The 7,386-nt window shown below is 67.0% G+C and carries 7 protein-coding genes; all 7 read right to left on the reverse strand.

Annotated features, from left to right (window positions below; all coding sequences use genetic code 11):
- The coding region (locus ABNS06_RS03820) for a pyridoxal-phosphate dependent enzyme (protein WP_348672669.1) at nucleotides 1–602 on the reverse strand (602 nt) is incomplete at its 3' end.
- Nucleotides 580–1,209: a phosphoribosylanthranilate isomerase gene (locus tag ABNS06_RS03825; protein WP_348672670.1), complete on the reverse strand. Its 630-nt coding sequence runs from the start codon at nucleotides 1,207–1,209 to the stop codon at nucleotides 580–582. The genes ABNS06_RS03825 and ABNS06_RS03820, both read right to left, overlap by 23 nt.
- A complete protein-coding gene (gene truA, locus ABNS06_RS03830) occupies nucleotides 1,176–1,994 on the reverse strand; it encodes a tRNA pseudouridine(38-40) synthase TruA (protein ID WP_348672671.1) in 819 nt (272 codons plus the stop codon). The genes ABNS06_RS03825 and truA overlap by 34 nt, the downstream gene beginning before the upstream one ends.
- Nucleotides 1,994–2,686 (reverse strand): hypothetical protein, encoded by a 693-nt coding sequence (locus tag ABNS06_RS03835; RefSeq protein WP_348672672.1) that lies wholly within the window; start codon nucleotides 2,684–2,686, stop codon nucleotides 1,994–1,996. The genes truA and ABNS06_RS03835 overlap by 1 nt, the downstream gene beginning before the upstream one ends.
- An 82-nt stretch (nucleotides 2,687–2,768) precedes the next feature.
- Nucleotides 2,769–5,999, reverse strand: a complete 3,231-nt coding sequence (locus tag ABNS06_RS03840) for a FimV/HubP family polar landmark protein (RefSeq protein WP_348672673.1) — start codon at nucleotides 5,997–5,999, stop codon at nucleotides 2,769–2,771.
- A gap of 85 nt (nucleotides 6,000–6,084) precedes the next feature.
- The gene (locus tag ABNS06_RS03845; protein ID WP_348672674.1) at nucleotides 6,085–7,110 is read right to left on the reverse strand and encodes an aspartate-semialdehyde dehydrogenase; all 1,026 of its coding nucleotides are present in this window, start codon (nucleotides 7,108–7,110) and stop codon (nucleotides 6,085–6,087) included.
- Between the two features lie 27 nt (nucleotides 7,111–7,137).
- A partial coding sequence (locus ABNS06_RS03850; protein ID WP_348672676.1) for an isocitrate/isopropylmalate family dehydrogenase occupies nucleotides 7,138–7,386 on the reverse strand: 249 nt, incomplete at its 5' end.

A 7,386-nucleotide genomic window follows, 5' to 3' on the forward strand; every position in this document is an offset into this window, starting at 1 on the left:
ACGGTGCCAATGATGTAGAAGGTGTCGTCGACATTCGCCACCCAGTCGCGCAGCGCCTCGTTCATCGCGTCCTTGAGCGTGCGCGAGCCGGAGGTCACCGGCACGACCTCGGCGCCCAGCAGGCGCATCCGGTAGACGTTGGGCGACTGGCGCGCGATGTCCTCCTCGCCCATGTAGACCACGCACTTGAGCCCCAGGCGTGCCGCCACGGTGGCGGTGGCCACGCCGTGCTGGCCGGCGCCGGTCTCGGCGATGATCCGGGTCTTGCCCATGCGGCTGGCCAGCATCGCCTGCCCCACGGTGTTGTTCACCTTGTGCGCACCGGTGTGGTTCAGGTCCTCACGCTTGAGGAAGATGCGCGCGCCGCCGTATTCGCGGGTCAGCCGTTCGGCGAAGTAAAGCGGTGTCGGCCGCCCCACGTAATTGGCCAGATCGGCATCGAGCTCCGCGCGGAACGCCGGATCTTCCTTGAGACGGTTGTAGGACTCGATCAGCGCGTTGAGCGGCTCGATCAGCGTTTCGGAGACGAAGGACCCGCCGTAGGGGCCAAAGTGGCCTGGCGCCGGGGGCTTCGTCTGATCAGTCGTCGGATTGGTCGGCACGTTGTACTGCTCTCATGAAAGCCTGCATGCGATTGGCGGATTTCAGGCCGGGACCCTCCTCGACACCACTGCTGACATCGACGGCCCACGGGCGCACCACGCGAATGGCCTGTTCGACGTTGTCCGCGTTCAGCCCTCCAGCCAGCATCAGCGGCCGGCGGCGGGCCCAGTCCGCCACGCGTGTCCAGTCGAAGGTCCGTCCGGTCCCGCCGGCACCGCCGGGTGCGTGACTGTCGGTCAGAACCAGCGCGTCGGGATGGCTGCCAAGGTCGACCGGCTGACGGCCGCCCAGGCCCATCGCCTTGATGTAGGGAAGCCCGAATTGACCGCATTCTTCAGCGGTTTCCGCACCATGAAACTGTAGCATGTCGGGTCGAACCGCCCGAACGATCTGTTCAATCTCGGAGGCGGCCTGATCCATGACCAGCGCCACGCAGGTGCAAAGCGCTGGAACCCGACGGCGCAGCGCGACGGCCAGGTCGGTATCGACCCGTCGCGGGCTGCCCGGCGCGAAGACCAAGCCGATGGCATCAACGCCGGCCCGCACCACCTCGTCGACATCGTCGGGCCGCGTCAGTCCGCAGATCTTGATTCGCGTTCGTCGCATGGAAATCCGAAAAGTGGTCCGTCGCCGTCCGCCGCCGGAAAGGCGTACGGAGGCGGATAAAGCGCGGTGACGAAATAAAGACCGCCCGCCGGGCCGGTCACACCCGCGACCTTGCGATCGCGCGCGGCGAGAATGTCGGCCATCGCCGCCACCTCGCGCTTGCCCTGCCCGATTTCCAGCAGTGTACCGGCGATGTTTCGCACCATGTGATGAACAAAGGCGTTCGCCTGAATGTCGATCAGGACGAATGCGCCCTCCCGACGCACGCGCAGCGCCTCGACGCGGCGCCATGGCGTGCTGGACTGGCACTCGGCCGCCCGGAACGAGCTGAAGTCATGCTCGCCCAGCAACACCTGTCCGGCGGCGTGCATGCGCTCCGCGTCCAGCGGATAGGTCCACCACGCCGCCCGGTCGCACCAGATGGCCGACCGCGAGCGCGTGTTGTGGATCACATAGCGGTAGCGCCGACCGATCGCGGTGTAACGCGCATGAAAGTCGCTGTTCACGGCCTTCACCCAGCGGATGCTCACGTCGTCCGGCATGCGGGTGTTCGCGCCCAGCATCCAGCTGTGCGCCGGGCGCTCGACCGGTGCGTCGAAATGGATGACCTGCCCCAGTGCATGCACGCCGGCATCGGTTCGACCGGCGCAGACCACCTCCACGGATGCATTGGCGACGAAACTCAGCGCGGCTTCTACCTCCGCCTGTACGCCACGGGCGTGCTTCTGCGCCTGCCAGCCCGCGTAGCGCGTGCCCAGATACTCGACGCCGGCGGCATAGCGCATCAAAGCAGCATCCATAGCAGCAGCCAGCCGGCCAGCAACGCCGGGATCAGCCATTCACCGGCGCGCGGCGACGGGAGCGCGATACTCTGCCCGGAGCTTCGCGCCTCCGGCGGCTGCTCGATGCCGCGGATCAGGTCGGCCGCCGTGTCCAGCCAGCCGCGTCGGGCGGCTCCGCGCAGTGCACCGACCTGCTCCTGCAGTTCACCAACGCGGTGCAGGGTCATCGCCAGTCGCGCCGCGAACCTGTCGGTGCGCAAACCGAGGCGCCGCAATGGCGTGGTCAGCCAGATCATTCCACCCGCCAGGGCCTCGGTGGGCACCGGGCGAACCAGCCAGTGCACGGCCATCAGCAGCGTGGCGAGAATCAGTCCGCGGTGGGCGCCCTCCAGCGTGCCCTGCAGCGTTGGCCGCTCAATCCAGGGCAACAGCGGTGTGCCGGGCGTGAAGCCGAGATACAGCACGGCAAGCGCGAAAAACAGCCACTTGAGCTGCCACAGCGCGCGCAGCCAGCCGGCCAGCGCCCCGAAACCACGTTCCCAGCCAAACATCAGGGCAACCACGCAGGCGAAGGCGAACAACGCCCGCAGATCGACCAGCATGAGGCCGACCGCCAGCAGCAGCAGCGTGACCAGCCGGACCGGTGCCGACGGCGCACGCCAGCTCGGATTCAGATCGGGCGTCGAAACGGACAAGGTGTTCGAGACGGAAATCGATCGGAGATGATAACGACTCGCCGGCTGGAGACCGTCGAGCCGCTCGATGTCGGCGTGCGGACTACGCGCCTCCGGACAGCCGCTCGCGCAGTGCCGAAGCTTCGGCCTTCTGCTCGTCGCTGCCGCCGGCCAGCACGTCGTCGATCAGGGTGTTGGCCATCTCGGCGTCGCCCATGTCCACATAGGCCCGGGCGAGATCCAGCTTGCTGCCGACATCGCCGTCGTCGCCAGCCAGCGATGGCATGTCATCGCCACCGTCGTCGCCCAGCATGGCGTCCAGATCGAAATCGGCGGCATCCTCCGAGGGCGCTTGCTCCGGCTCGACCGGAGCATCCGAATCCAGATCGAACTGGGCCAGATCCACCTCAGCCTCGTCGGGCGCGGCACTTGCGCTCTCGTCCGCGGCGGCGCTCGTCTCGCCCTCGAGATCGAAATCATCGAGGTCGAAATCAAAGGCCACATCGTCACCAGCAGCGGAATCGGTGCTCTCGCCATCGTCCATATCCGCCGGCTCATCGCCACCCGCGGTCAGCCCGTCAGGCTCGACGGAGGGTTGTTCGTCAGCATCAACGACGAAATCGTCGAGATCACCCAGGAAATCCTCGCCGTCACCAAAGTCCGCATCGTCGGCCCCGGTTTCCGGTTGTGCCAGATCGCCGGCCATCGACTCGGGTCCGGGACTCTCCGGCTCCATCGAGGGCGCCTCCCCTGTTCCGGATTCAGGCGTCTCGACCGCCGTGTCGTCGCCGTCCTGCGGCGCGTCACCGACCTTTCCGTCGTCCGTCGAACCGACTTCAAAGTCACCCAGATCGGCCAGCACGTCATCCGCGGTCTGCTCGCTCTCGCCAGCATCCGGATAAAGCGGTTCGTCCGACGTCATCGTGTCGATGTCGAAGGCGAGATGATCCTGGATATCCGCTTCGACGTCAGTCTGCGGTGCGCCGGTGGGCACGTCGTCGGGCACCGTTGATTCCGCGGTTTCGTCGACCGGAGTTTCGCTTTCGAACCCTTCGAGATCGAATTCCAGCGAATGGTCGTCATTGTCCGGAGACGGCGCCTCGTCAGCGGATTCATCAACCACCGGCGGTTCGATGTCGAACTCCAGCGAATGATCATCATCCGGCGCCGCGGGCTGCTCGTCGCCCTCGAAATCCCCGAGATCGAAATCGGTGGCCGGTGCAGCCTCGGCCGCCGGATCGGCATCAAAGTCGAGATCGATGCCGCCGTCGTCAAAGTCCGTCGTCTCATCCTGCTGGAACAACGGCTCATCCGGAGCCAGCTGCTGGCCCATGATGACCACTCGCTGCCATTCGGCGGCGGGCAGGTCGTCCTTTGTCCGTGCAGCCAGATCGACGAACTGATCACGGTCACTGGCCGCGAAATAAACCTCGGCGAGCTTGGCCTTGACGTCAGCGCGGGCGGGATCGGCGTCCATCGCCTGCTGCAACAGCAGCGCGGCTTCCTCGTAGAGGCCGTAGGCAAGATGGAAATCCGCTTCCGCCACCGGATCGTCGCCGCTGACGTCGATGGTGATCGTCTCGGAATGGAACTGCTGTGTGGATTCCGACGCCGGCGTGGGCTCTGGCGCCTCATCCACCGGCGGCGCGGCGGTGCCGGCATCGAAAATCGCCGTGGCGTCCAGATCATCCGCGGCGTCTGACTCCGCCGGCTCGTCCGCCACGGTGTCATCGGCATCGAACACGGCCGTCGCCGACAGCAGGTCGGCGTCATCGGTCTCATCCGGCGCATCGACCGGCTCGTCAGGCTCGGCGGCCGGCTCCGGCTCCTCGTCCGCCGCCACTGTCGACGCGGGCGCGCTGGGCCAGGTCGGCGTGGATTCCTCACCGGCCTGACGGCGCTTCCAGAACCAGTAGCCCGCCCCGCCGCCAACGAGCAGGACCAGCAATGCGATCAACCACGGGAACCCGCCCTCGTCGTCAACCGGCGCGGGAGCGGCGATTGGCTGGCGTGGACGCTGCGGCGGTGCGGCGGGCTCGGGTTCCGGCTCGGAGGCCTGGGGTTCCGCGGGCTCGTCGTCCACCGTCACGGACTCGGACGGCGTCGGCTCGGGCACGGCCCGGCCAGCCTGTTGCGCCCGCAGGCGTTCCAGCGCGCTCATGGGCCGTTCCGGCGTCGCCGGCTGTGATTCCCGGGGCGGCGTGGCGGCTTCGGCCACGGTCTCCGACTCCTCGGCCGGGGCCGGCTCCGGCGTCTGAGCCGCGGAGGGCTCTTCCGTCACCGGCTCGGGTTCGGGCGGCGCCGGTTCCGCTTTCGGTTCCGGCTCGGCTTCCGCGATTGTCGGCGCCGGTTCGGGTTCAACCACCGGCTTGGGCTTGGACCGGGTCACAGGCGCCGGCCTGGCGGCCGGAGGCGTCGAGCGGGTTGCCTCCGGAGGCGGCACATAGGTGTTGCGCTGGCGCGCGACCTCCTGCTTGGCCGCTGCCGGATCGATGCTGGCGATGTCGGCGGCTGACGGCACGGACAGCATCGCGCCGGCCTTCAGCGTGTTCAGATTGCCGTCGAAGGCCTCCGGGTTGGCGTAGAACATCGCCAACTGCATCTGGTCCATGGTCAGCGACAGGCTGGGCCGCAACCGGTACGCGATGCTCCAGAGGGTTTCCTTCTTGTCGACCGGGCCGTATCGGCTCGAGCCGTCATTGCTGACCGAGGGGGCCGAAGGCGCCGGTTCACGACGTGTCGGCGCGGATGGCGTGGGCGCCGGCGGCACGTCCTCAACCCAGCCGACACCCTCGTTGAATGCGGGATCGGTCACCGGTTGTGGTGTGTTGACCTGGGGCTCGGGCACCGGCTGTGGCGCGGGAGACGGTGGCGCCACATCCGTGACCGGCGCTTCCGTCCGGGGTGGTTCCGGGGCGGGTTCGGCCTGTGCCACGGGCTCGAAGGCTATGGCTGGCGGGTCCAGCAGCACGGTGTAGTTACGCAGCAGGCGGCCGCTACCCCAGCTGAACTCCAGCAGCAGATCCAGGAACGGCTCGCGCGCCGGAGTGCGACCGCGAATGCGGACGAATGGCGGCGTTCCGGAAACGACCTCGAACTGCAATCCCGCGACGTAGCTGGTCAGTTCCAGGCCCGCCGTCTCGAACGCGGCGGCGGAGGCCGGGCTGACCACCAGGGTGCTCAGCTCCGAGGCGGAGGCCGCGACCAGCGGCACACGGGCGTCCAGGGGCTCGTTGAGCATGGACCGCACTTCGATATCGCCGAGCGCAAGCGCATCCGCCCGAAAGACGAGACTGGAACTCGCAACCGCGAGCAAAACGGCGAGTAAACGCATGATCCTGTCGACTTCCCCCTGGCGACTGCGCCGTCGGTCGACCTACCCCCGGCATGAATTAGGCGCGTTAACTCGCTGTTATACCTTAGAAACCTCTGGCAACCAAGGTTTCCGCGATCTGGATGCTGTTCAGTGCCGCGCCCTTGCGAACGTTGTCGGAAACGATCCAGAGGTTGAGTCCGTTCGGATGGGAGATGTCCTCACGGATGCGACCGACGTAGACCGCATCGTTGTTCACGCCCTCGGTCACCGCCGTGGGGTACCCGCCGTCCTCGTGACGGTCGACGACCACGATGCCCGGAGCGCGTTCCAGCAGCTCCCTGGCGTCCAGCGCCGACAGCGGCTCACGCAACTCCAGATGCACCGCCTCGGAGTGCCCGAAAAATACCGGGATGCGTACCGCCGTGGGGTTCACGCGGATGTCCGACCGCCCCATGATCTTCTGCGTCTCCCACACCATCTTCATCTCTTCCTTGGTGTAGCCGTTGTCCTGGAAGACGTCGATATGCGGCAGCGCGTTGAACGCGATCTGCTTGGGATAGGCGCTGGGCGGCTGGATTTCCATGCCGTTGAGCAGGCGCGCGGTCTGCGAGGCCAGTTCCTCGATACCCGGCTTGCCGGTGCCCGACACGGCCTGGTAGGTCGCGACGTTGATCCGCTCGATGTGCGCGGCATCATCGATGGGCTTGAGCGCGACCACCATCTGGATGGTCGAGCAGTTCGGGTTGGCGATGATGTTGCGCCGCTCGAACCCCTCCAGTGCCTCCGGGTTGACCTCGGGCACCACCAGCGGGATGTCATCGTCATAGCGGAAGTGGGAGGTGTTATCGATGACGACACAGCCCGCGGCCGCGGCCTTGGGGGCGTACTCGGCCGACACCGACCCGCCGGCCGAGAACAGGCCGATCTGCACCTTGGAAAAGTCGAAGTCCGCCAGGTTCTGCACCTTGAGATGGCGCGTGCCGAAAACCACGCGCTCACCGGCCGAGCGTTCGCTCGCCAGCGCGTAGACCTCGCCGACGGGGAATTTCCGCTCGGCGAGGATGGACAGCATCGCCTCGCCCACCGCGCCAGTCGCGCCGACGACGGCCACATCGTATGTCTTGCTCATGTCTGTTCTTCTCAATGTTTGGGATTGTCAGGCGGCACCGCGTTCGAGCGCGTCGATCACGGCGTCGCCCATGGCGACCGTGCCGATGCTGGAACCGCCGTCCTGTTGCAGATCAGCCGTTCGCAGGCCGGCGGCCAGCACATCGGCCACGGCGTCGTCCACGGCATCGGCCATCACCTGTTCGTTCAGGCTGTATCGCAGCAGCATCGCCAGCGACAGGATCGTGGCCAGGGGATTGGCCTTGTCCTGACCGGCGATATCCGGCGCCGAGCCGTG

This window comes from uncultured Abyssibacter sp. (assembly GCF_964000955.1).
Lineage (GTDB): Bacteria > Pseudomonadota > Gammaproteobacteria > Nevskiales > OUC007 > Abyssibacter.

What these genes read in the sequence shown, in the direction of transcription:
- ABNS06_RS03845 (WP_348672674.1), bottom strand. Translation starts at nt 7,110, where the DNA reads ATGAGCAAGACATACGATGTGGCCGTCGTCGGCGCGACTGGCGCGGTG.
- truA (WP_348672671.1), bottom strand. Translation starts at nt 1,994, where the DNA reads ATGCGCTATGCCGCCGGCGTCGAGTATCTGGGCACGCGCTACGCGGGC.
- ABNS06_RS03825 (WP_348672670.1), bottom strand. Translation starts at nt 1,209, where the DNA reads ATGCGACGAACGCGAATCAAGATCTGCGGACTGACGCGGCCCGACGAT.
- ABNS06_RS03840 (WP_348672673.1), bottom strand. Translation starts at nt 5,999, where the DNA reads ATGCGTTTACTCGCCGTTTTGCTCGCGGTTGCGAGTTCCAGTCTCGTC.